The sequence below is a fragment of the Rhodococcus sp. B50 genome, assembly GCF_013602415.1.
Classification (GTDB): domain Bacteria; phylum Actinomycetota; class Actinomycetes; order Mycobacteriales; family Mycobacteriaceae; genus Rhodococcus.
Window position 1 is genome coordinate 175,322 of sequence record NZ_WPAG02000002.1, and the last position, 20,153, is coordinate 195,474.

The 20,153-nt window shown below is 69.3% G+C and carries 21 protein-coding genes; 11 read left to right on the plus strand and 10 right to left on the minus strand.

What is annotated here, in order from left to right; all coding sequences use genetic code 11:
- Positions 1 to 119 precede the first annotated feature (119 nt).
- From GON09_RS01105 to GON09_RS01120, 4 genes are all read right to left on the minus strand, one after another.
- Positions 120 to 1,910 (minus strand): acetyl/propionyl/methylcrotonyl-CoA carboxylase subunit alpha, encoded by a 1,791-nt coding sequence (locus GON09_RS01105; RefSeq protein ID WP_213930231.1) that lies wholly within the window; start codon positions 1,908 to 1,910, stop codon positions 120 to 122.
- A 121-nt stretch (positions 1,911 to 2,031) separates the two neighbouring features.
- Positions 2,032 to 3,498: a condensation domain-containing protein gene (locus GON09_RS01110; protein ID WP_213930232.1), complete on the minus strand. Its 1,467-nt coding sequence runs from the start codon at positions 3,496 to 3,498 to the stop codon at positions 2,032 to 2,034.
- 7 nt (positions 3,499 to 3,505) lie between these two features.
- Positions 3,506 to 3,919 carry a SufE family protein gene (locus GON09_RS01115; RefSeq protein WP_213930233.1) on the minus strand — a complete coding sequence of 138 codons (414 nt, stop codon included), beginning with the start codon at positions 3,917 to 3,919 and terminating at the stop codon, positions 3,506 to 3,508.
- The gene (locus GON09_RS01120; RefSeq protein WP_213930234.1) at positions 3,916 to 4,809 is read right to left on the minus strand and encodes a sulfurtransferase; all 894 of its coding nucleotides are present in this window, start codon (positions 4,807 to 4,809) and stop codon (positions 3,916 to 3,918) included. Before GON09_RS01120 ends, GON09_RS01115 begins: the two co-directional genes overlap by 4 nt.
- A gap of 62 nt (positions 4,810 to 4,871) precedes the next feature.
- On the opposite strand from GON09_RS01120, the gene GON09_RS01125 reads away from it, so the two are divergent.
- Entirely contained in the window at positions 4,872 to 5,288 is a 417-nt protein-coding gene (locus GON09_RS01125; protein ID WP_213930235.1) for a group III truncated hemoglobin, read from the plus strand.
- A 13-nt stretch (positions 5,289 to 5,301) separates the two neighbouring features.
- Here the strand turns inward: GON09_RS01125 and GON09_RS01130 are convergent, their stop codons facing one another.
- The 3 genes from GON09_RS01130 to GON09_RS01140 form a co-directional block, all read right to left on the minus strand.
- Positions 5,302 to 5,964, minus strand: a complete 663-nt coding sequence (locus GON09_RS01130; protein ID WP_213930236.1) for a Maf family protein — start codon at positions 5,962 to 5,964, stop codon at positions 5,302 to 5,304.
- A gap of 1 nt (position 5,965) precedes the next feature.
- A complete protein-coding gene (locus GON09_RS01135; protein ID WP_213930237.1) occupies positions 5,966 to 6,292 on the minus strand; it encodes an acyl-CoA carboxylase subunit epsilon in 327 nt (108 codons plus the stop codon).
- 147 nt (positions 6,293 to 6,439) lie between these two features.
- A complete protein-coding gene (locus GON09_RS01140) occupies positions 6,440 to 8,080 on the minus strand; it encodes an acyl-CoA carboxylase subunit beta (RefSeq protein WP_213930238.1) in 1,641 nt (546 codons plus the stop codon).
- Between the two features lie 116 nt (positions 8,081 to 8,196).
- Between GON09_RS01140 and GON09_RS01145 the strand changes: the two genes are divergently transcribed.
- The 4 genes from GON09_RS01145 to GON09_RS01160 all read left to right on the plus strand — a co-directional run bounded on the left by GON09_RS01145 (position 8,197) and on the right by GON09_RS01160 (position 11,738).
- Entirely contained in the window at positions 8,197 to 9,042 is an 846-nt protein-coding gene (locus GON09_RS01145) for a biotin--[acetyl-CoA-carboxylase] ligase (RefSeq protein WP_213930239.1), read from the plus strand.
- Positions 9,043 to 9,097: 55 nt separating this feature from the next.
- The gene (locus GON09_RS01150; RefSeq protein WP_213934205.1) at positions 9,098 to 9,661 is read left to right on the plus strand and encodes a PH domain-containing protein; all 564 of its coding nucleotides are present in this window, start codon (positions 9,098 to 9,100) and stop codon (positions 9,659 to 9,661) included.
- A gap of 75 nt (positions 9,662 to 9,736) precedes the next feature.
- Positions 9,737 to 10,420: a response regulator transcription factor gene (locus GON09_RS01155; RefSeq protein WP_213930240.1), complete on the plus strand. Its 684-nt coding sequence runs from the start codon at positions 9,737 to 9,739 to the stop codon at positions 10,418 to 10,420.
- Between the two features lie 10 nt (positions 10,421 to 10,430).
- On the plus strand, positions 10,431 to 11,738 hold the full coding sequence (locus GON09_RS01160; RefSeq protein ID WP_213930241.1) for a sensor histidine kinase: 1,308 nt from the start codon (positions 10,431 to 10,433) through the stop codon (positions 11,736 to 11,738).
- Positions 11,739 to 11,746: 8 nt separating this feature from the next.
- Here the strand turns inward: GON09_RS01160 and GON09_RS01165 are convergent, their stop codons facing one another.
- Positions 11,747 to 12,280 (minus strand): GtrA family protein, encoded by a 534-nt coding sequence (locus tag GON09_RS01165; protein ID WP_307854270.1) that lies wholly within the window; start codon positions 12,278 to 12,280, stop codon positions 11,747 to 11,749.
- A gap of 134 nt (positions 12,281 to 12,414) precedes the next feature.
- Here GON09_RS01165 and GON09_RS01170 point away from each other — a divergent pair, with 134 nt between their 5' ends.
- The 3 genes from GON09_RS01170 (at position 12,415) to GON09_RS01180 (ending at position 14,674) form a co-directional block, all read left to right on the plus strand.
- Positions 12,415 to 13,689, plus strand: coding sequence for a 5-(carboxyamino)imidazole ribonucleotide synthase (locus GON09_RS01170; protein WP_213930242.1), 1,275 nt, complete (start codon positions 12,415 to 12,417; stop codon positions 13,687 to 13,689).
- Positions 13,682 to 14,194 (plus strand): 5-(carboxyamino)imidazole ribonucleotide mutase, encoded by a 513-nt coding sequence (gene purE / locus GON09_RS01175; RefSeq protein WP_213930243.1) that lies wholly within the window; start codon positions 13,682 to 13,684, stop codon positions 14,192 to 14,194. The genes GON09_RS01170 and purE overlap by 8 nt, the downstream gene beginning before the upstream one ends.
- Before the next feature lie 99 nt (positions 14,195 to 14,293).
- Complete coding sequence (locus GON09_RS01180; RefSeq protein WP_213934207.1) at positions 14,294 to 14,674, plus strand: hypothetical protein; 381 nt, start codon at positions 14,294 to 14,296, stop codon at positions 14,672 to 14,674.
- On the opposite strand, the gene GON09_RS01185 is transcribed toward GON09_RS01180, so the two are convergent.
- Complete coding sequence (locus GON09_RS01185) at positions 14,652 to 15,362, minus strand: TIGR03089 family protein (protein ID WP_213930244.1); 711 nt, start codon at positions 15,360 to 15,362, stop codon at positions 14,652 to 14,654. The two genes, GON09_RS01180 and GON09_RS01185, sit on opposite strands and share 23 nt — an antisense overlap.
- Before the next feature lie 37 nt (positions 15,363 to 15,399).
- On the minus strand, positions 15,400 to 16,893 hold the full coding sequence (locus GON09_RS01190; protein ID WP_213934208.1) for an LCP family protein: 1,494 nt from the start codon (positions 16,891 to 16,893) through the stop codon (positions 15,400 to 15,402).
- A gap of 322 nt (positions 16,894 to 17,215) precedes the next feature.
- On the opposite strand from GON09_RS01190, the gene rfbD reads away from it, so the two are divergent.
- Genes rfbD through GON09_RS01205 form a run of 3 tightly spaced genes read left to right on the plus strand, consistent with a single transcriptional unit; the run spans position 17,216 to position 20,146 of the window.
- Positions 17,216 to 18,085 carry a dTDP-4-dehydrorhamnose reductase gene (gene rfbD, locus GON09_RS01195; protein ID WP_213930245.1) on the plus strand — a complete coding sequence of 290 codons (870 nt, stop codon included), beginning with the start codon at positions 17,216 to 17,218 and terminating at the stop codon, positions 18,083 to 18,085.
- 59 nt (positions 18,086 to 18,144) lie between these two features.
- Entirely contained in the window at positions 18,145 to 19,071 is a 927-nt protein-coding gene (locus tag GON09_RS01200; protein WP_213930246.1) for a glycosyltransferase family 2 protein, read from the plus strand.
- A complete protein-coding gene (locus GON09_RS01205; protein WP_213930247.1) occupies positions 19,061 to 20,146 on the plus strand; it encodes a sugar phosphate nucleotidyltransferase in 1,086 nt (361 codons plus the stop codon). Before GON09_RS01200 ends, GON09_RS01205 begins: the two co-directional genes overlap by 11 nt.
- Positions 20,147 to 20,153 lie beyond the last annotated feature (7 nt).

The window sequence follows — 20,153 nt, forward strand, 5'->3', positions numbered from 1 at the left end:
AGGCTAATCGCTTTCAGGCGGACCGTGACGCAATGTGATACCCCCGGATACGGCGAGGTCCCCCGCACCGGGAGCGATGCGGGGGACCGTCGGGGATCTGCCGTTGTTCGATCGCCGTGTTACTTGATCTCGGTGAGGACGGTGCCCTGGGTGACTGCGGCACCCGGCTCGACCGCGAGGCCGGTGACGACGCCCGCCTTGTGGGCGTTGACCGGGTTCTCCATCTTCATGGCCTCGAGCACGGCGATGAGTTCGCCCTCGGCGACCTCCTGGCCCTCTGCGACCGCAACCTTGACGACGGTGCCCTGCATGGGTGCGGTCACCGCATCGCCCGACGCCTTGCCGGCGCCGCCGCCACCGCGCTTGCGGGGCTTCGGCTTCTTGCGGATCGCACCGGCGCCACCGCCGTTACCACCGAGCGAGAACTGACCGGGCAGCGACACCTCGACGCGGCGTCCGCCGACCTCGACGACCACGTTCTGGCGCGGCAGTGCCTCGTCCTCGTCCTCGATGGGGGCACCGCCGGTGTACGGCTCGATGGTGTTCTCCCACTCGTTCTCGATCCACTTGGTGTAGACGTCGAACTTCTCGCCGTCGCCGACGAAAGCCGGGTTCTCGACGATGTGGCGGTGGAACGGGATGACCGTCGCCAGGCCGTCGACCTCGAACTCCGCCAGCGCGCGGGCGGCCCGCTGCAGCGCCTGCTCGCGGGTCTCGCCGGTGACGATCAGCTTGGCGAGCATCGAGTCGAACTGGCCGCCGATGACGTCGCCCTGGACGACACCCGAGTCGACGCGGACGCCGGGGCCCGTGGGCTCCTTGTAGACGGTGATCGGGCCGGGGGCGGGAAGGAAGCCGCGACCGGCGTCCTCACCGTTGATGCGGAACTCGAAGCTGTGGCCGCGCGGGGTCGGGTCCTCGGTGAGCTCGAGCTTCTCGCCGTTGGCGATGCGGAACTGCTGGCGCACGAGGTCGATACCGGCGGTCTCCTCGGTGACCGGGTGCTCGACCTGCAGGCGGGTGTTGACCTCGAGGAAGGACACAGTGTCGCCCTGCACGAGGTACTCGACCGTGCCGGCGCCGTAGTAACCGGCCTCGCGGCAGATGGCCTTGGCGGAGTCGTGGATGCGCTTGCGCTGCTCGTCGGTCAGGAACGGCGCGGGGGCCTCCTCGACCAGCTTCTGGAAGCGGCGCTGCAGCGAGCAGTCGCGGGTGCCGGCGACGATGACGTTGCCGTGCTGGTCGGCGATGACCTGGGCTTCGACGTGACGGGCCTTGTCGAGGTACTGCTCGACGAAGCACTCGCCGCGACCGAAGGCGGCGACGGCCTCACGCGTGGCCGACTCGAACAGCTCGGGGATCTCCTCGATGGTCTGCGCGACCTTCATGCCGCGTCCGCCACCACCGAAGGCGGCCTTGATCGCGACCGGCACGCCGTACTTCTTCGCGAACTCGACGACCTCGTCGGCGTTCTTCACCGGGTCCTTGGTGCCGGCCGCCATCGGGGCCTTGGCGCGCTCGGCGATGTGGCGGGCGGTGACCTTGTCGCCGAGGTCGCGGATGGACTGCGGCGAGGGGCCGATCCAGATGAGGCCGGCGTCGATCACGGCCTGCGCGAAGTCGGCGTTCTCGGAGAGGAAGCCGTAGCCGGGGTGGATGGCGTCGGCGCCGGACTTGGCCGCGGCGTCGAGGATCTTGTCGAACACCAGGTAGGACTCGGCCGAGGTGGTGCCGCCCAGTGCGAACGCCTCGTCGGCGAGCTTCACGAACTGTGCGTCTGCGTCCGGTTCGGCGTAGACGGCGACACTGCCGTAGCCCGCGTCCTTGGCGGCTCGGATGACCCGCACAGCGATTTCGCCGCGGTTCGCGACGAGCACCTTCGTGATCTGCGCGCTGGCATGACTGGGCACGGAGCCTCCTGTTGATCGATCGTTAGGTTATTTCCGTCGACGGGCAGTCTAAGCGCCAATCGGATCGACTATGTAACCGGATGGTCCTTGTACATTACGGCGGGCATTCGAGCGCGCAATGCTACTCACCGGTAGGTGGGACCGTGGCCGTTTCGGGCTGCGCGCTCCACGGCCCGCCGACCGCGACCTCGTGCATCAGCTCGCGGGTGCGGGTGATGAGGCGGGGGACGTTCTCGCCCGCGACCGTGTTGTCGGGGAATCGCGCCGACATGTTCACGCCCTCGGGGGTGCGGTTGATCCAGACGTACACGTCGTGGGTGAAGCTGCGGCTGCGCAGGGCCTGGGCGTTCCATTCGGGCCACTGGGCTGCCATGGGAACGAACCGTACGTCCATGTAGGACACGACGAACCGAGGACGGATGGGGACGCCGAGGAGTTCGCCCACCCGCACGAACGGCACCCGCGCACTCGCCCGGGTGCGGTGCAATTCGTCGCCGGCCCGCATCGCCAGGGTGTCGAAATCCGTTGTGCTCGTAAGGTTCAGATCGATCGGTCGAAGACCGACGAACCAGCCGAGCGAACCCGCCCAGATCGGCCCGGCACGGGTGTGCGCGGGCGCGACGGTCCGGAACCGCTCGGCTCCGGTGATCTCCGCGGTGGCCCGGCCGAAACACGCCAGCACGCCGGCGAAGAAACCCGTCCCCGCACGACGGCAGCACGCGGAGAAGGCACTCGCCTCGTCGTCGTCGAACCAGCGTTCGGACAGTCGCTGCTGAGGTGTCGCGTGCGGGGGTCGCGCACCGATGGGAAGGGGGAAGGCCGGTGGCTCGCCTCCGCATTCGGTCAGGGTGCGCCGCCAGATCTGCACGGCCTCGTGATCGTCGTCCAGATGTGCGGACTCGTCCCGTTCGGCGGCGCCGAAGTCGATATAGCTCCCCACCGGGAACAGGTCGGCCGCGCGACCGGTGCGCTCCTCCTCGTAGAGCGCCGAGATCTCGTGCGCGACGAGCACAACGGAGTACCCGTCGATGATGGAGTGGTCGGCGCCGAAGAAGACCGTGAATCGCTCGTGCGCGCCATCGGTACCGCCGGCGTCGTCCGTGCCGTCCGGGTGCTCGTCCGCTGTGCGTTCGAGCGTCGCGAAGACGTAGGAGGGCCACAGATGCGGCGTCGTGTAGTCGTCGAACAGGCCGAGCAGGTGGTCGCGGATCGTATCCGGATCGGCGGGATCGTGCCGGATGGGCCGCACCGACACCCTGCCCGGCGGTGCGGTGCGCCGCACCAGGCCGCCGCTCTGCTCCTCGGCGAGGTGGGCATGGCTGCGCAACGGTTCGTGCCGGTCGATCCAGCGTTGCAGGGCCCGCCGGAACCGCTCGGTGTCGAGCGGCCCGGCGACCTCGAAGGCCGTGCCGAGCCAGGAGTCGCGGCCGCCGCCGTACCGGATCCCCGAGGTACGCCTCAGATGCGCCTCGTGGATGTACGAGGCGGGACGGGGGTCCTCGCGCCAGTCGTCCTCGGCCGCGCAGGGCAGCCATTCGGTCAGAACGCCGGGCGGGATCCGGTAGTCGGCGAGCTCGGTGAACTCCATGACCGCGTCAGGTTCGGAGGTGCCGCTTGATGCGCGTGAGCATCGCGCTCATCCCGCGCAGCCGCAGCGGGCTGACCGCCTCGGCGAGGCCGAGCGACGCGTAGAAGTCGTCGGGCACGTCGAGGATCTCCTGCGCGCTGAGGCCGTCGAGTCCCTGGTGCAGGATCGAGGCGAATCCGCGCGTGGTCGGCGCCTCCGGGGGTGCACTGAAATGGAGCTTCACCTGCGACCGGTCGGATGCGTCGACGGACAGGAACAGCGGCGACTGGCACTCCGGCACCGGCTCCATCGCCGCTTCCTCCAGTTCGGAGGGAAGCGGCGGGAGCTCGCGGCTGAATTCGAGCAGCAACTGCAGCTTGTCCTGACCGTCGACGGCAGCGAAGTCGTCGACGATCTCGGCGAGCGGGGCGGGGATGCTCATGCGGCCGGCACTTCTCCGGGCTCGTCGCCCTTGGCGATGGGCACGCGGACCGCGTTGCCCCACTCGGTCCACGAACCGTCGTAGTTGCGCACGTTCGAGTACCCGAGCAGATGGGTGAGGACGAACCAGGTGTGGCTCGACCGCTCGCCGATCCGGCAGTAGGCGATCACGTCGGCGTCCTTCGCGATGTCGCCGTAGATCTCGTCGAGCTCGGCCCGCGCACGGAACCGGCCGTCGGGCGCTGCGGCCTTCGCCCACGGGATCGACACCGCCGTGGGGATGTGGCCGCCGCGCAGTGCCCCCTCCTCCGGGTAGTCGGGCATGTGGGTGCGCTCGCCCGTGTACTCCTGGGGCGACCGCACGTCGACCAGCGGACCCGTGCCCAGGTGTGCGAGGACGTCGTCCTTGAACGCGCGGATCAGCGCGTCGTTGCGCTCGACGACCGGGTAGCCGCTCGTCGTGGCGGACGGGATGTCGAGGGTGGTGTCGCGGTTCTCGGAGATCCACGCGTCGCGGCCACCGTCGAGAAGCCGGACGTCCTCGTGACCGAAGAGGGTGAAGACCCACAGCGCGTAGGCGGCCCACCAGTTGGACTTGTCGCCGTAGATGATCACGGTGTCGGTGCGACGGATGCCCTTGCGGTCCATGAGCGCGGCGAACTGCTCGCCGTCGATGTAGTCGCGGGTGACGGGATCGTTGAGATCGAGATGCCAGTCGATCTTCACCGCACCGGGGATGTGCCCCACGTCGTAGAGCAGGACGTCCTCGTCGGACTCTACGACCTTCACTTCGGGATGGCCGAGATGAGCGGACAACCACTCCGTCGACACGAGACGGCTGGGATCCGCGTATGCGGCGAACGAAGGGTTGCTATCGGGTGCGACGGGCACATGGGCTCCTGAGGCTGTGGTGGCAGGTGCGCCGTCGATTCTAGGCGGTACCGTGACGGGACGTGACCCGCAGCAACCCCCACGCCGACCGGCCGGCCCGCGCCGAGCTCGCATCGCGGGAGCACATCGACCTGCTGGTCCGGCGGTTCTACGAACGCGCACTCGACGATCCCGTGCTCGCGCCGGTCTTCGACGTTCTCGCCGTCGTCGGACTCGACGACCATCTGGTGGTCGTCGGCGACTTCTGGGAGCAGATCCTCTTCCGAACGGCCCGCTACCGCGGCGCGTTCGTTCCGGTGCACGGGGCGCTGCACGGACACCACGGACTGACTCCCGCGCGATTCGAGCGGTGGTTGCAGTTGTGGTGCGAGACCGTGGACGAGATGTTTCACGGGGTGGACGCGGACCGTGCGAAGACCAAGGCCGAGGCGATGGTGGTCTCGTTGCAGAAGTCCCTGTACGGCCGCGCGACCCGATAGGGCCGGATACGGCCTAGTTCTCGAGCGCCTCGACGGGGATCGCGGCGTTCTCGGTCCACAACCGCGCCACGGAGATGCCCACCTCGGCGAGCAGACGCCGCACCAGCGGGAGCCCGATGCCGATCACCGACGACGGATCGCCCTCGATGCGCTCGATGAACCAGCCACCGTGACCGTCGAGCGTGAAGGCGCCGGCCACGTCGAGCGGCTCACCGCTGTCGAGATACGCCTCGAGTTCCTCGTCGGTGGGGGTGCCGAAGTACACGACGGTGCCGCTGTGGTCGGCGGTCTCGGCGACGACCTCGTCGTCCCGGATGCGGAGCACGGCATGACCCGTGAGCAGCTCGCCGCTGCGACCGGCGATCGTCCGCCAGCGCTCGCGGGCAGCCTCGACGGTGCCGGGCTTGCCCTGCAGGTCGCCGTCGATCAGGAGCATCGAGTCGCAGCCGATGACGACGGCGTCGCGCAGACCCTGCTCGCGCAGGACCGGCAGGACGTCGGTGGCCTTGGCGCGGGCGAGTTCGGTGACGATCTGCGCCGGTGGGGTGTCGGGGCCCAGGGACGCGATGAGCGCGTCCTCGTCGACCTCCGACACCTGCACCAACGGCTTCACGCCCGCCGCGTGGAGAACCGCGAGGCGGGCGGGTGAAGCCGAGGCGAGCACGAGCCGCGGCATGTCAGCCGCGGTTCGGGTAGGAATACGGCGAGAACGGCGCCCACCGGCGGTGCATCCGCGTCGGATCACCCCAGGTCTCGGGCGGCCGGGTGTCGCTCACGTCCTCGCCGGCCGACGCAGCGGCAGCGGCGAGCACGGCGACGAGAGCCGCGATCTCCTCGTCGGTCGGATTGCCCTTGACGATGCGGAGGGCGGCCGCGGTCTCGGCGACCGCGGGACTCTCCTGGGCAGCTTCGGTCGCTCCGTCGTCGGGCGTTGCCTCGACCGTGGGCGGCTGCTCGTCGACGTCGAACTCGGTGATGATCTTGTCCTCTGTCGTCGCTGTCACAGGGCACCCCCCGGATACGCGTCCACACGGGCATCGGATGCCCACCGGGTCGCTGTCATGTCGATCCCTCTCTCGGGTTCATCGCACGTCGTCGGCGACGTGCTACGCCGTGCAGGACCGGGCTGCGCCCGGTCCTGCCGCGGAGCGTCACAGCGGAATGTTTCCATGCTTCTTCGGCGGGAGCGAAACCATCTTCCGCTCGAGCAGGCGCAGCGCGGAGACGATCTGGCCGCGCGTGTGCGACGGCGGGATGACCGCGTCGACGTAACCGCGCTCGGCGGCGACGTACGGGTTCACCAAGGTGTCCTCGTACTCGTTCTGCAGTTCGAGGCGCAGCGCGTCGACGTCCTCACCGTTCTTCGCGGCCTCGAGCAGGCGCTTGCGGTAGACGAAGCCGACGGCGCCGGAGGCACCCATGACGGCGATCTGCGCGCTCGGCCACGCGAGGTTGACGTCGGCACCCATGTGCTTGGAACCCATGACGTCGTACGCGCCACCATAAGCCTTGCGGGTGATGACGGTGATCTTGCCGACCGTGGCCTCGCCGTAGGCGTAGAGCAGCTTGGCGCCGCGGCGGATGATGCCGTTGTACTCCTGCTCGGTGCCGGGCAGGAAGCCGGGCACGTCGACGAGCGTGATGATCGGCACGTTGAAGGCGTCGCAGGTGCGGACGAAGCGAGCGGCCTTCTCGGAGGCGTCGATGTCGAGGCAGCCGGCGAACTGCGTGGGCTGGTTGGCGACGATGCCGACGCTGCGGCCGTCGACGCGGCCGAAGCCGACGATGATGTTCTTCGCGCGCTCGGCCTGCACCTCGAGGAACTCGTCGTCGTCGAGCAGACGACGGATGACCTCGTGCATGTCGTACGGCTGGTTCGGCGAATCCGGGATGAGCGTGTCGAGCTCGATGTCCTCCGCGGTGAGGGAGTCCTCGATCGAACCGACGATCGGGTCGGTCGGCGCGAGACGCGGCGCGGCGGCCTGATTGTTGCTCGGCAGGTAGGACAGCAGATCCTTGACGTAGTCCAGGGCGTCCTGCTCGCCGTCGGCGACGTAGTGCGCGACACCCGACTTGACCATGTGGGTGTGGGCGCCGCCGAGGTCCTCCATCGTGACGTCCTCGCCGGTGACGGTCTTGATGACGTCGGGGCCGGTGACGAACATCTGGCTGGTCTGGTCGACCATCACGACGAAGTCGGTGAGAGCGGGGGAGTAGACGTGACCACCGGCGGCGGGGCCCATGATCAGCGAGATCTGCGGAATGACACCGGAGGCCTGCACGTTGCGGTGGAAGATCTCACCGTAGAGGCCGAGGGAGACGACACCCTCCTGGATGCGCGCACCGGCGCCCTCGTTGATGCCGATCAGCGGACGGCCCGTCTTGATGGCCAGGTCCATGACCTTGACGATCTTCTCGCCGTAGACCTCACCGAGGCTGCCGCCGAAGACCGTGGCGTCCTGCGAGAAGACGCACACGTCGCGGCCGTCGATCGTGCCGTAGCCGGTGACGACGCCGTCGCCGAGCGGACGGTTATCGGCCAGGCCGAAGTTGGTGCTGCGGTGGCGCGCGAGGGCGTCGAGTTCGACGAACGATCCTTCGTCGAGCAGCGCCTGGATGCGCTCGCGAGCGGTCAGCTTGCCCTTGGCGTGAACCTTCTCGACTGCGGCCTCACCGACCGGGACCCGGGCCTGGGCTTGACGGTTGCGCAGGTCGGCCAGCTTGCCGGCGGTGGTGTGGATATCGGGCGTACTCGCCGCCTCGGGCGCGGACGGCTCCTGGACAGTGGTCATGGCCAGTCAGCTTAGCGATCGTCATACAAGGCCGCTGCATCGAGGTCCCGAAGGCCGGACGACGCATCCGGACCTACCGGCGGGTAGGGAGAGAAGGCCCACTTTAGGCTGTGTACATGGCATCCGACCGGCCCACGACCGATCTTCCCACCCTCCGCACACCGCTCGACGAGGCAGCGCTGCGCGATGTCCTCGTCGGCGCCGAGGGCGAGGGCTTCTACACCCGCCTCGACGTCGTCGCAGACACGGCCTCGACCAACGCGGATCTGCTCGCCGTCGCCGCTACCGGCGACGACCGCCGCGTGCTCCTCGCCGAGTTCCAGCACGGAGGCCGCGGCCGCCACTCGCGCACCTGGAACGGAGTGCCCGGCGCGCAGGTCATCGTCTCGGTCCTGCTGCGCCTGCCCGAGTGCCCGCTGCAGAATCTCGGATGGCTCCCGCTGCTGTGCGGCGTCGCCACGGTCGACGCCGTGCGGTCGGTCACCGGCGTCGAGGCACAACTGAAGTGGCCCAACGACGTTCTCGTCGACGGCCGCAAGCTCGCCGGCATCCTCGTGGAGGTCGCCACCACCTCGCCGGTGCCCACGGTGGTCGCCGGGATCGGCATCAACGCCACCCTCGGACGCGACGAGCTGCCCGTGCCCACCGCCACCTCGCTGTTGCTCGAAGACGCCGCCGAACTGGATCGCACTCCGCTCGCGCGGGCGCTGCTGGCCGATGTCGGCGAGCGGATCCGGGCGTGGGCCCGCGCGGGATGGGACACCACCGAGCTGGCCGCGGCGTACCGCGACCGGTGCAGCACGATCGGGCAACGCGTCCGCGCGATCCTGCCCGGCGACACCGAACTGCACGGTGTCGCGACCGACGTCGACGACCAGGGGCGCATCGTGATCCGCCCCGACGGCGGGGGAGACGCCGTGTCGGTCGCTGCGGGCGACATCACGCATCTGCGTCCGGTCTGATCACCGTGTGACCGCTCACATCGGCACGACACCGACATATGCCATCGTGGGCGCTATGGGATATCCGGAGGACGCCCTCGCACCCGAGGAAGAGCTGCTGCTGCATCGGCATCCGCACTGGAAGGCGCTCGTGCTGCCGACGGTGACCTTCCTCGCGGCCACGATGATTGCCGGATTCCTGCTGGGCACGATCCAGGCACGCCTCGACGGCGCGGCCGCGACCGCGTGCGCCGTCGCCGTGGCCGTCGCGTGGATCGGCATCGTCGGCTGGCGGTGCGTCCCCCGCTTCGTCGGGTGGCTGACGACGCATTTCATCGTCACCGACCGGCGCGTCCTCGTCCGCACCGGCGTCCTCACCCACACCGGTATCGACATCCCGATGGGCCGGATCAGCAACGTCCAGTTCCGGCACGGTCTCGTCGATCGCATGCTGCGGACCGGCACGCTGGTCGTCGTTTCCGCGGCCGACGATCCCATCGAGTTCGACGACATCCCCGACGTGCAGGAGGTGCATGCCCTGCTCTACCGGCAGGCCTTCGACGCGCAGAATTCGCATCCCGACGACCGCCACACCACCCGCTACCGGCGCGACGAACACGAGCACCGGAAGGCGTGGTGACGACGAGCGGAACGACCGTCGACACGACCCGCTCGTAATCCCGACAAAGCGAACCCCGATCCGTAGGCTGGCGTGGTGACTGCCGTTCTACTCGCCGAAGACGACGACGCCATCGCCGCACCGCTGTCCCGCGCGCTGGGACGTGAAGGGTACGACGTGACCGTCGAGGACAACGGTCCGGCCGCGCTCGAACAGGCACTGTCGGGCAGGTTCGAACTGCTCATCCTCGATCTCGGTCTCCCCGGAATGGACGGACTCGAGGTGTGCCGCCAGATACGGGCGAGCCGCTCCGATCTCGCCGTCCTCATGCTCACCGCCCGCACCGACGAAGTGGACTTCGTCGTCGGTCTCGATGCCGGTGCCGACGACTACGTCGGCAAACCCTTCCGCCTCGCCGAACTCATGGCGCGTGTGCGTGCCCTGCTGCGCCGGCGCGGCGGTTCGGAGAACGACGACGTCGTGGACGTCGCCGGGATCCGGCTCGAGCGCGCCGCGCGCCGGGTCCTCGTGGACGGCTCGGAGGTGACCCTCGCCAACAAGGAGTACGAGCTCCTGCGCGTGCTGCTCGAGCACGCCGGGCAGGTCGTCTCCCGCGACGCGATCCTCGAGGAGGTGTGGGGCGACGCCGACCTGCGCGGTTCGAAGACTCTCGACATGCACATGTCGTGGTTGCGCCGGAAGATCGGCGACGAGGGACCGGCCGGGGAACGCCGCATCGCCACGGTGCGCGGTGTCGGTTTCCGGCTGAACACCGACTAGCGTCTCCGGCGTGCGCAGCCGCATCCTCAACGCCGTCCTGGCGACCGTGCTGCTCGTCGCGCTGTTGCTCGGCGTGCCCCTCGCCTACACGGCCTTCCTGTTCGTCGAGGACACCGCCCGGCGCGACCTGCAGACCCGGCTCGAACGCATGGCCGACGAGATCATCGCCCAGGAGGGAACCGACGGATTCGTCGTCGGTGGGCTCGACACGAGTTCGCTGCGCCTGCTCGTCCCCACCGACGGACGGGCCGTCGTGGTCTATCCGACACCCGAGAACGTCGCGGCGCGCCTGGACATCGGCACGCCGGTGCTCGGGGCGTCGATCGTCGAGTCGTTGTCGATGGGCACGTCGGGCTCGCTGCTCATCGAGGTTCCCTCGGAGAGCATGCGCACTCTGCAGCAACAGGTGCTCGCCGCGGTGAGTCTGCTCGTGTTGCTGTCCGTCGCGGCCGGAGCGCTGGTCGCGGTGGCGACCGCCCGGAGACTCGCCGACCCGCTGCGCGACGTGGCGAACCGGGCGGCCCGACTCGCCGAGGGGGATTTCCGGCCGGTGGCCCGGCGGCACGGCATCCCCGAGCTGGATCGCGTCTCGGACGTGCTGGACTCGGCCGCTGTCGAGATCTCGCACCGCCTGCAACGCGAGCATGCGCTCGTCGGCGACGTGTCGCACCAACTCCGTTCCCGGATGACCGCGATCCGGCTGCGCCTGGACGAGCTGTCCACCCACGAGGATCCCGCCGTGGTGGAGGAGGCCGACGCGGCCATGGCCCAGGTGGACCGGTTGACCACCGCGATCGACGGGCTCGTCCGCCAGTCCCGCGACAGCAGCGCCGACCAGCGCACGGACGTCTCGGTGGTCGGCGAACTCACCGGCGTCATCGCCGACTGGCGTGGACCCTACGAGGAGGCCGGACGGGAACTGGTGCTGCGCGGCGACCCGTCGCTGCGGGCGGCGGTGACCGGTTCGCGATTGCGCGAGGCGGTCGCGGTGCTCGTCGACAACGCACTAGTGCACGGAGGCGGCACGTGCACGGTCTCGGTGCGGCACGTCGCCACCCGCGGCGACGTCACGGTGTGCGTCGAGGTCGCCGACGAGGGAGAGGGCGTCGGCGACGAGGTCGCCCCGTACGTCTTCGATCGCGGATTCTCCGGGGGTGGTTCGACCGGGGTGGGACTGGCGCTGGCGCGTGCTCTCGCGGAGGCCGACGGCGGCCGGCTCGAACTGCAGCGACGCCGGCCCGCACTGTTCGCCTTGTTCCTCGGGGCGCAGCGCGATCGGGACATGCAGTCGGCGAGCGGGACACGCGAACCGCGCTGACCCGGCGATCAGGACCGGTCGAGCTGCCCGGTGTGCTCGTCGGCGGGCGTGTCCGGAACCATCTCCTCGGGAAAGACGAACTTCCGGAAGCAGTAGAACCGGAAGATCATCTGCAGCAGGTTGCCGATGACGTACGCGCTGACGAAGTCGGCGATGTTCTCCGTCGCGAGGCTCACCTCGGGAACTCTCAGGTCGAAGACGTAACTCGAGATCCACAGTGGGATGAACGAGAGCACGACGCCGATACCGCTGACGAAGAAGAACAGGAATGCCTCGTGGGCGCGCTCGCGGCCACCGCGATTACGGAACGACCATTCGCGGTTGAGGATGTACGAGCAGATCACCGCGACGACGCCGGCGATGATCTTCGCCGTCACGGGTTTCTCGGAAAGCACTGTGAGCTTGAGCGTGTAGAAGATCGCCGAGTCGATCACGAAGGTCGTGCCACCGACGATGGCGAATTTGATCAATTCGCGATGCCGGAGCAACAGCCCCCGCAAAGGCTGGGGAACTCTGCTCAACGCTTCATCGACGACGGCCACTTGGAGAAGTGTACGAAACGGAGAGGTGAATTTCCGAAACCCGACCGCACATGTCGGCATTGCCACACGTCTCCGCCGCCGGACCGTGGTGCCCCGGGACGGCGTGACGACATGCTGTGACACCATGGACAGCCGTGACAGGCAGACCTGATTCGTCCCCCCGATCCGATACCCCTCGCACCCTGACGACCGGCATGCCCGTCGTCACGATGATCGGCGGAGGCCAGCTCGCGCGGATGACGCATCAGGCGGCCATCGCCCTCGGTCAGACGCTGCGCGTGCTCGCGGGCAGCCCGGACGAACCCGCCGCGCAGGTGAGCCCGAACGTGGTGCTCGGCAGCCACGACGACCTCGACGCCCTCCGCCGCGCCGCGACCGGTGCGCACGCGCTCACCTTCGACCACGAGGGCGTCCCCACCGAGCACCTCGAGGTCCTGCAGCGCGAGGGTGTCGCCGTGCTGCCGCCCCCGCAGGCCCTGATCTATGCCCAGGACAAGATCGCGATGCGTCAGCGGCTCGGTGCGCTCGGCGCGCCGATGCCGAAGTTCGCGGAGATCACCTCGGTGGAGGACGCCCGCGCCGCCCTGGGCACGCTCGGCGATCCGTACGTGCTCAAGGCCGCGCGCGGCGGCTACGACGGCCGCGGTGTGTGGATTCTCGACGATCACGCCGAACTCGACCGGGTCGTCGCCGAGCAGCTCGCCGCCGGTGTCCCGCTCCTCGCCGAGGAGAAGGTCGAGTGGACGCGCGAACTGTCGGCGATGGTCGCCCGGTCCCCGTTCGGTCAGGGTGCATCGTGGCCGGTCGTCGAGACCGTCCAGCGCGACGGCCAGTGTGCCGTCGTCATCGCACCCGCCCCGGATCTGGCCGAGGACGTCGCGACCGCCGCCGAGCAGCTCGCCCTGCGGATCGCGGGAGAACTCGGCGTCGTCGGTGTCATGGCGGTCGAGCTGTTCGAGACCCGCTCCGGTGAGCTCGTCGTCAACGAACTCGCGATGCGTCCGCACAACTCCGGCCACTGGGGCATGGACGGTGCGCGCACCGGCCAGTTCGAACAGCATCTGCGGGCCGTGCTCGACTATCCGCTCGGCGACACGAGCCCGATCGCCCCGGTCACGGTGATGGCGAACGTGCTCGGCGCTCCCGAGGCGCCGGAGATGAGCATGGACGAGCGTCTGCACCACCTCTTCGCCCGGATGCCCGATGTGCACGTGCACCTCTACGGCAAGGGTGAGCGCAAGGACCGCAAGATCGGCCACGTCAACGTGCTCGGCGCGCCCTCCGGATCGATCGAGGATCCCGAGTACGTCGCCGCCGTGCGCGAACGTGCGGAACGCGCGGCGCACTGGCTGTCGCACGGGGTGTGGACCGACGGTTGGAACGAACACACGGGAGAAAGCGGTGAGTGACGTGGCGCAGGGCGCACAGGTCGGCCTGATCATGGGTAGCGACTCGGACTGGCCGACCATGCAGGCCGCGGCCGAGGCGCTGGTCGAGTTCGGGATCCGCTTCGAGGTGGGGGTCGTCTCGGCGCACCGCACGCCTCAGCGGATGCTCGACTACGCGAAGGACGCCGCCGGCCGCGGCATCAAGGTCATCATCGCGGGTGCCGGCGGAGCCGCCCACCTGCCGGGCATGGTCGCCTCGGCGACCCCGCTGCCGGTGATCGGTGTTCCGGTACCGCTGAAGTACCTCGACGGCATGGACTCACTGCTGTCGATCGTGCAGATGCCGGCCGGTGTTCCCGTCGCCACCGTCTCGATCGGCGGCGCCCGCAACGCGGGTCTGCTCGCGGCGCGCATCCTCGGCGCCTCCGATCCGGCCCTGCGCGAACGGATGGAGCAGTTCCAGGCGGGTCTCGAGCAGATGGTGCTCGAGAAGGACGAGGCGTTGCGGCAGAAACTGCTCGGCTGAGTGCCGACGAATGGGGTAACGCCGTTCGCGCGCCGAACCGGGACTCGCCGCAGCTGTAGAGGCCGCACATCCCGGTTCGGCGCGCGAGGTTCCCGAATGATGCGCGCCTCGCGGGGTGTTCCCTCCGCGCGATTCGTCACCGCACTTGCACTGGTGTGGGGCAGAGCCTGGGGCGGATCGGTGTCCTTCGACGACGAGTTCGGCCTGTTCGTCTGTGCTGGCCTGCGCGGTGGATTCGCCCGCGGCGGCACGACCGTCGGCGGTGTCTTCCTCACCCGGAAGCCGCCCGCGCGCCCCTTACTGCGCCACGAAGCCGTGCATGCCGACCAGTGGGCCCGCTACGGCATCGGCTTCGCAGCGCGCTATCTGTGGGAGGAACTCCGTAACCCGGGTTCGCGCAACAGGTTCGAGATCGAGGCGGGACTCGCCGAGGGTGGTTACCGCGTGGACCGCGGGATCACTCGCCGAGACGAACCGTGATCTTCTCGCTCGCGACGCGGCGTTCGACGGAGTCCGGGTCGGGATTGCTCACCTGGACCAGCGACGCCCGAGCCGCGAGCACCGCGATCAGCCCGTCGACAAGCTCGTCGGGTTGCGACCAGGAACGGGACGACAACACGCGGTCGCCGGTGCCGATACCCGCACGCGACGCCGAATCCGTGGCCGCAGCAAGCACATCAGAGAGGGACCGGCCGTCGAGTGCCGCGTCGCCTGCGCCGGAGGACCGGAACTGGTCTCCGTGCATCCGCACGTCCGTCGCATAGTCCGTGATTCCGGGCGGTAGGTCGCGCACGGGGGCGCCGAAGGCGTCGAGCGACAATGCCGCGACCTCGGCGATCGCGTCGACCTCGTCCAGCCGGTCGGGAGTGACGAGAGCGAGATCGGCATCCGGATCGGCCTCGAGCACGACTTCGGTGCCGGCCCACCACGCACCGAGCAGCACCGCGGCACTCTGCCAGTGCGCGGGCAGCAGCACAGCGACGCGACCGCCGGGAAGGACACCGAACTGGTCGCGGATCATGTTGGCCGTCTTGGCGGCCCAGTTCGCAAGGGTCAGGGCCGACAGTTCGATACGCGCACCGGTCGCGTCGTCGTACCAGGTGATCCGCGGACCCGCCGGGTCTTCGGCGAGGATCGGGTCGAGCAGGGCGTCGGTCAGGTTGGTCACGGTTACCTTCTTCTCGGATCTCGGGTTCGCGCAGTTGTCAGTTCACGCAGCGCGGGCCGTCGGAACCCGCATCGATGGGCGGTGCGGCGGGAGCCGGAGTGGCGGTTCCACCGGCCGGGCTCACGCCGATCTCGGCAGCCGAGGCTGCGGTGGACGCCCCCGTATAGGACGACGAGCCCGGACCGGTGTAGTCGCCGGCGAGCACCACCCGCACCGTGCCGGCGGGGAGCGAGGGATCGGACTCGGTGTCGAGGCCGCCGAGTGCCGCGGCCACCGCGCGGGTCTCGTCGGAGTCCTCGTCGGCCCCGAAGACTGTCGAGGTCCCTACACCGGAACCGGTGTAGTTGCCCACCTCGCCCTCGACGTATCCCTCGGCCGACAGAGCCGCGGAGACCTCCGAGGCCAGACCGGACACCGACCCCGCATTCGCGACGTCCACCGTGACGGTCGACGCGTCGATGTCGGGGGCGGGCATCGGTGTGGAGGTGGTCTCGCTGCCGTCGGGCTCCCGGCCGATCAATTCGGCGACGAAATCACGCACCTCGTCCGGGTCGACCTGCACCACCGATTCGCCGTAGTCGGTCATCGCGTTGATGTCCTCCACCGGGATCGTCGAGAACTTCACGTCGCCCCCTGCCAGACCCTGCAACTGGGTGGCGAGCGCCATGATGTCCCAATCGGAGTCGAGCACCACGGACCGCTGTACCGCGGCGGTCAGCTGACTCACCTTCGACGGGTTGGACAGGGTCTTGGCGCTGAGCACCTTCTGCGCCAGCGACGCCATGAACACCTGCTGCCGCACGATCCGGTCGAGATCGCCACGGGGCAGGTTGTGACGTTGACGGACGAAGCTCAAAGCATCCGAACCCTGCAGGGTCTGCACACCGGCATCGAACTCTGCTCCCGAAAGTGGTTCGTCCACAGGCGCGTTCAGACACACGTCGACACCGCCGACGGCGTCGGTGAGCAACACGAACCCGAGAAGCCCGACCTCCGCGTAGTGGTCCACCGTCACCCCGGTGAGGTCGGCGACCGACTCGATCAGGGCTTCTCGGCCGGCCTGCGTCGACTCGGCTTCGAGCTCGGCCTCGCTCGTGTCGGCGTCCGCCTCGACGAGTTCGGTGCGCCGGTTCGCCTTCGTGGCGCCGTACGCCGCATTGATCTTCGACATCCCTATCTCGGGAACCTCGACGTAGGTGTCGCGCGGGATCGACATCGCGGTCGCCGACCGGCCGTCGTTCGGCACGCGGATCAGGATGATGGTGTCGGTGTTGTTCGCCACTTCCTCACCCGCGCGCAACGCGTCGAGTTCGCGCTGGGAGAGGGGATTGCCGTGTGCGTCGGTGCGACTGTCCGTGCCCACCAGCAGGATGTCGACGGCGCCGTCCTCTCCGTCGCCGAGCGCCAGTCCGCGGACCGACGCGAGCGACGACTGCAACGAGTCGATGCTGCGCCACGCCACACCGGTGACGACGAGAACGAGGCACGCCACGATCGCTACGGCGAGTTGCCACGGCCTGCCGCTGTACACCCGGACTTCTTGTGTCGCGGCCGCGACAGGAGGGGGCGGTTCGCGCCGGGCGGTACGCCGGGACTGCCCGGCAGCGGACTCGGGCCGGGACTGCCCGGCGCGCGGTTCGCGCCGGTACCTGCCGTCGGCAGCTGTCGGATCGCCCGCACGGGTGCGGCGTCCTGTCGAACTGGGACGCCTTCCGGTGCGGCGACGCGGCTCTGGCGGCACCTGGTGCTCCTCCTGTGGGTGTTACGGGTCGATGGTCGAGGCTCTCGATTGAAGGCTACTGGTGGGTGCGCTCGCTCGGCGCGCACCACTCCGGCGTGCCAGACTTCTTCGGGTGCGTAGCGTTCTCGTCACCGGAGCCCGTGGCCAGCTCGGCCGTCATCTCGTGAACCGTGGTACGGCGGCGGGAATACCGATCCGCGGTGTCGGGTCGTCCGAGGTGGACATCACCGATCCGCAGGCCGTGGCCGAGGCGGTCGAACCCGGGTCCGTGGTCGTCAACGCCGCGGCGTACACCGCCGTCGACGCCGCCGAGACCGACGAGGGCCGGGCCGCTGCGGTCAACGGCACGGGCCCGGGCGTGTTGGCGGCGGTGTGTGCCGACAAGGGCGCACATCTCATCCATGTCTCCACCGACTACGTCTTCGCCGGCGACGCGACCGAGCCGTACCGGGTGGACGCGTCGACCGGCCCGCGCACCGCCTACGGCCGCACCAAACTCGCCGGTGAGCGGGCGGTGCTGGAGTCGCTTCCCACCGCGCACGTCGTGCGCACCGCCTGGGTGTACACGGGCGACGGCAACGATTTCGTCGCCACCATGCGGCGGCTCGAGGGTGAGCGGGAGACCGTGCGAGTCGTCGACGACCAGCGTGGTTGCCCCACCTACGCGCGAGACCTGGCCGACGGACTGCTCGAACTCGCCGCATACGGCGACCGGATCCCCGGTGGGATCCTGCACGCCACGAACACCGGGGAAGCGACGTGGTTCGACCTGGCCCGGGCGGTCTTCGAGGAGATCGGCGCAGACCCGCAGCGGGTGCAACCGTGCAGCAGCGACGAGTTCGTCCGGCCCGCGCCGCGGCCGGCCTATTCGGTGCTCGACGACAGTGCCTGGATCGGTGCCGGCCTGACTCCTCTCCGTCCGTGGCGGGAGGCGCTGCACGAGGCGATCGCCGGTGACGGAACCGCGCCGCCCGCGCGATGACATGTGAGGAAGCGGCCCGTGAGATGTCGCACACCGCCGAGGTCGCTAAGGTGACCGGCGTGGATTCGACGCTGGCCGTGGTGACGGTGACCTACTCGCCCGGCGAGCACCTCGAGAACTTTCTCACCTCGCTCACCTCCGCGACCGTTCTGCCGACGCAGGTGATCCTGGCCGACAACGGTTCGACCGACGGTGCTCCCGAGGCCGCCGAGGCGGCACACGAGAACGTGCGACTGCTCCGGACCGGCGGGAACATCGGATACGGCGGGGCGATCAATCGCGCGGTCGCCGAGATCGACCCGTCCGCGGAGTTCGTGATCGTCGTGAACCCGGACGTCCGGTGGCATCCCGGTTCGATCGACGAACTGCTCGACGCGGCGCGTCGCTGGCCGCGCGCCGGCTCGCTCGGGCCTCTGATCCACGAACCGGACGGCAGCGTCTACCCCTCGGCGCGCACCGTCCCCACCCTGGCGTCCGGTGCCGGCCACGCGCTGCTCGGCACCGTCTGGCCCGCCAATCCGTGGACGCGCCGCTACCGCCAGGAGAACGAGGAGATCAGCGAGCGCCCTGTCGGCTGGCTGTCCGGATCGTGCCTGCTGCTGCGGCGCGCGGCGTTCGATTCGATCGACGGCTTCGATTCGCGATACTTCATGTACATGGAGGACGTGGACCTGGGCGACCGGCTCGGCCGGGCGGGTTGGCTCAACGTGTACGTGCCGTCCGCTGTGGTCACCCACGCCAAGGGCCACGCGGCCGGACGGCACCCGGAACTGATGCTCCCGGCACACCACGAGAGTGCCTACCGCTTCCAGGCGGACCGCCACCCCCATCGGTGGCAGGCGCCGCTGAGGTGGGCGTTGCGGGCCGGGCTCGCGGTGCGATCGCGGGTCGCGGTCGCAGCGGCCGTGCGGGAGCGTCGGAACGGGAGGACCGACCAGAACAGTCCGGTCGGCACGACAGTGAACAGGGGAGACGATGACGAGTGAGTCTGCACCGCACACCGATGCGGTGATTCTGGTCGGTGGACAGGGAACGCGGCTACGGCCGCTCACGCTGTCGGCACCCAAGCCGATGCTGCCCACCGCAGGCGTGCCATTCCTCACCCACCTCCTCGCGCGGATCCGTGAGGCAGGCATCAAGCACGTCGTGCTCGGCACCTCGTTCAAGGCCGAGGTCTTCGAGGAGCACTTCGCCGACGGCTCCGACTTCGGCCTCGAGATCGAATACGTCACCGAGACCGAGCCGCTCGGCACCGGCGGCGGTATCCGCAACGTGCTGCCGAAGCTGCGCGCCGACAACGTGATGGTCTTCAACGGCGACGTGCTCGGCGGCACCGATCTCGGCGCGGTGCTCGACACCCACATGCGGACCGAGGCCGACGTGACCCTGCACCTGGTGCGGGTGAGCGATCCGCGTGCCTTCGGCTGCGTCCCCACCGACGACGACGGCCGGGTGACCGCCTTCCTCGAGAAGACCCAGGATCCGCCGACCGACCAGATCAACGCCGGCTGCTACGTCTTCCGCCGCGAGATCATCGAGCAGATCCCCGAGGGCCGTCCGGTCTCGGTGGAGCGGGAGGTGTTCCCGGCGCTGCTGACGGAGGGCAAGAAGGTCTACGGGCATGTGGACGCGGCCTACTGGCGCGACATGGGCACCCCGGAGGACTTCGTCCGCGGCTCGGCCGATCTGGTCCGCGGTATCGCCCCGTCCCCGGCGCTCCCGCCGCAGCGTGGCGAGTCGCTCGTGCATCCGGGTGCCTCCGTGGCCCCGGGCGCGCTGCTCATCGGCGGCACGGTCGTCGGCCGTGGCGCCGAGATCGGGGCGGGTGCCCGCCTGGACGGCGCGGTGATCTTCGACGGTGCACGGGTCGAGGCGGGTGCGGTGGTCGAACGGAGCATCATCGGTTTCGGTGTACGGGTCGGTCCGCGCGCACTGATCCGCGACGGTGTGATCGGTGACGGCGCCGACATCGGTGCGCGGTGCGAACTGCTGCGCGGGGCCCGGGTGTGGCCTGGAGTGAAGATCCCCGACGGCGGTATCCGGTTCAGTACCGACGTGTGAGTCGAGA

Coding starts and splice junctions, on each gene's coding strand:
- GON09_RS01110 (WP_213930232.1), bottom strand. CDS start 3,498: ATGGAGTTCACCGAGCTCGCCGACTACCGGATCCCGCCCGGCGTTCTG.
- GON09_RS01115 (WP_213930233.1), bottom strand. CDS start 3,919: ATGAGCATCCCCGCCCCGCTCGCCGAGATCGTCGACGACTTCGCTGCC.
- GON09_RS01130 (WP_213930236.1), bottom strand. CDS start 5,964: ATGCCGCGGCTCGTGCTCGCCTCGGCTTCACCCGCCCGCCTCGCGGTT.
- GON09_RS01140 (WP_213930238.1), bottom strand. CDS start 8,080: ATGACCACTGTCCAGGAGCCGTCCGCGCCCGAGGCGGCGAGTACGCCC.
- GON09_RS01145 (WP_213930239.1), top strand. CDS start 8,197: ATGGCATCCGACCGGCCCACGACCGATCTTCCCACCCTCCGCACACCG.
- GON09_RS01150 (WP_213934205.1), top strand. CDS start 9,098: ATGGGATATCCGGAGGACGCCCTCGCACCCGAGGAAGAGCTGCTGCTG.
- GON09_RS01180 (WP_213934207.1), top strand. CDS start 14,294: ATGCGCGCCTCGCGGGGTGTTCCCTCCGCGCGATTCGTCACCGCACTT.
- GON09_RS01205 (WP_213930247.1), top strand. CDS start 19,061: ATGACGAGTGAGTCTGCACCGCACACCGATGCGGTGATTCTGGTCGGT.